3 protein-coding genes are annotated in these 2777 nt (G+C 62.8%); all 3 read left to right on the top strand.

Translation table 11 applies throughout. From position 1 onward, the window contains the following. Window positions 1-945, top strand: a 945-nt coding sequence (locus ACE3UY_RS22015) for a YsnF/AvaK domain-containing protein (protein WP_374689621.1), incomplete at its 5' end; no start/stop codon positions are given. 262 nt (window positions 946-1207) lie between these two features. Beyond that, on the top strand, window positions 1208-2218 hold the full coding sequence (locus ACE3UY_RS22010) for a hypothetical protein (protein WP_374689620.1): 1011 nt from the start codon (window positions 1208-1210) through the stop codon (window positions 2216-2218). 49 nt (window positions 2219-2267) lie between these two features. Next, window positions 2268-2738, top strand: a complete 471-nt coding sequence (locus ACE3UY_RS22005) for a hypothetical protein (protein WP_374689619.1) — start codon at window positions 2268-2270, stop codon at window positions 2736-2738. Window positions 2739-2777: the final 39 nt, after the last annotated feature.

Genomic DNA, 2777 nt, shown 5'->3' with positions numbered 1-2777 from the left:
GTGAACTGGGGCATTCCCGAGGAAGAGGCCGGCTACTACGCCGAGGGCGTCCGCCGTGGCGGCACACTGGTGGCCGTCAAGGCCGCTGATGACCGCGCTAACCGCGCCGTCGAGATTCTGCGCCGCTATAGCCCCATTGACGTGAAGCAGCGCTCGGCCGAGTGGCGCGCCTCCGGCTGGGCCGGGTTCGACGCCGACGCTGGCCCCTATATCAGCCACAAGAGCAATGGCCCGCAGAGTGTGAACATCCGTATGGATGCCAAGGGTTTCACAACCGGCGCGACTACGGCCCGCGAGACGTGGGACAAGACCACGGCTGAGGGCGAGCACGTGGTGCCGATCGTGGAAGAGGAACTGAAGGTCGGCAAGCGCGAGGTGGAGACGGGCGGCGTCCGTGTCCAGACGCGCGTCGAGGAAACGCCCGTCAGCGAGCAGGTTGAACTGCGCGAAGAGCGGGTGACGGTCGAGCGCCGTTCGGTTGACCGGCCGGTTGGCGCGGATACGATCGACGCCTTCCAGGAGAAGACGATCGAGATGACCGAGCGAGCCGAGGAGGCCGTGGCTGAGAAGACCGCCCGCGTTGTCGAGGAAGTAGTGATCGGTAAGGAAGTGGATACGCGCACCGAGACGATCAGCGACACGCTGCGTCGCACCGACGTGGACGTGGAGCAGATAGGTGGTTTCGACCGCTACACTGATCGCTTCCGCACCCATTACACCACCAACTTCGCCAATCGGGGCAACGGCTATAGCTACGAGCGCTATCAGCCAGCCTACCAGTATGGGTACACGCTGGCCAACGACTCACGCTACGCCGGCCGCGAGTGGGCCGACATCGAGATGGATGCCCGCCGCGATTGGGAGACCAGAGGCGAAGGGGCCTGGGAAGAGTTCAAGGACGCCGTGCGCGGGGCCTGGAACGAGGTTCGGGCAGCTGTCCGTTAAAAGGAAGAAGAATCCACAGATTTCGCAGATTACGCAGATTCCGATGCGTAACTGCGAGGTCATTTAAACACCACTACGGGGCGCGGCAAATGCCGCGCCCCTTTTGTTATGAGCCACTGAGACTTGACAGGTGCGCCGTTGGCAGCCAGGGGCGCACCTGTCAGGTCTGCCGTAAGTTGCCAGAATCCCCCGTCAAGGCATAATGGCCCTGTCCATACACTTCCGAAAAATCTGCGGATCACTCTTCTTCAGGGGAGATCACATGGCGAAACGCAAGGGTCTATTCGAATCACTGGGCGACGTGCTAGATGACGTGGGGGAGAGCATCAAGGACCTCTTCCAGGATGAGCCGGATGAGCCGGCCGGCGGCGCGCCGGAACCCGTCCACCGGCGCGTCTCCCTGATCATCCACAACCCGCGCGTGCCCGGCGCGGGCAATGAGCGGCTGAACAAGGTGCTGCGCTGGAACGATCCGCGCCGGCTGGTCGAGAACTACATCGCCGACCTGGCCGAGATCAGCCATGGCTACGCCAACTACCAGGTGGTCGAGGAGGTCGAGGTCGACAAATTCCCGCGCAAAGCGGACGGCTTCGTCTACAAGGCCGACGACTTCGTGAAGGCGTGGCAGGAGCGCCGCGGCTTCCACGACCCGGACGCGGTGGACTACTACGCGCTGCTGGACGAGTTCGAGATGGTCGAGAAGGTGAACGCCGGCACGATCGACGAGGTGTGGCTGTTCGCCTTCCCCTATGCCGGCTACTACGAGTCGATCATGGTCGGGCCGGGCGCGTTCTGGTGCAACGCGCCGCCGCTGAAGAACACCGACCACGCCAACCGGCGCTTCGTCATCATGGGCTACAACTACCAGCGCGGCGTGGGCGAGATGCTGGAGAACTTCGGCCACCGCGCTGAGTCCATCATGAAGCACGTCTACCGCAACCAGCGCGGCGACGACAACCTGTGGGAGCGCTTCATCCGCCACGAGCACAAGAACCCCGGCCAGGCCGAGGTGGGCTGGATGCACTACGCGCCCAACAGCGTCCGCGACTACGATTGGGGCAACCCCCGCATGGTGCAGAGCCGCTGGGAGACGTGGCGCAACTTCCCCAACCTGGACGGCCAGGCCAAGACGTGCAACTGCCATGACTGGGGCGACGGCGACATCCGTCTGCACCACAAGTGGTGGTTCGAGCTGTTGCCTCACCGCACAGGGGCGAATGACGGCATCTCATACAACTGGTGGAAGTACATCGTAGATCCTAACACGGTGTGATGGAACGATGAGCCGCTGTCCTGGCGGCTCTTCTACGGAGGAATAGGGGATGAGAGCTTCACCCTTGCGCATTCTGCTGTTGGTCGGCCTGCTCGTACTCTTTTTGCTGTTGCTCTGGGCGCTGTTAAGTAGGGGTGGGAATGGAGGCACGGAGTCCGGCGACGAGCCGACGGCCGAAGTCGACGCGCCCGCGACCGAGTGCCCCGTCGCCACGCCGGAGTTCTTCACCGTCGATCCGGTCACCTCGCCGACCGATCAACTCACCCAGGTCATCACCGTCGATCTGGGCAACGGCGAAACGATCACCGTCACCGGCGAGTCGGGCACGTTCACGGCGCCGTTCGACACCTTCCCCAAGACGATCGAGATCACCCTGCTGCCCAACACGATCCACAACCTGACCGTCGAGGGTAAGGTGAAGGAGGTCGCGCAGGGGGAGTGCGTTTACGGCGGCTACGTCCTTAGCACCACTACGGATCGCAATGGCGATCCGCTGATCATTGAGCAGAATAGTGACTAGTGGTCAGTGCTTACTGACCACTGACCACTGACAACTGTT

It is taken from the genome of Promineifilum sp. (SeqCode) (genome assembly GCF_041918635.1).
GTDB lineage: Bacteria > Chloroflexota > Anaerolineae > Promineifilales > Promineifilaceae > Promineifilum.
Note: the sequence above shows the minus strand (reverse complement) of the source record. Positions and strands in the feature narration are given on the sequence as shown.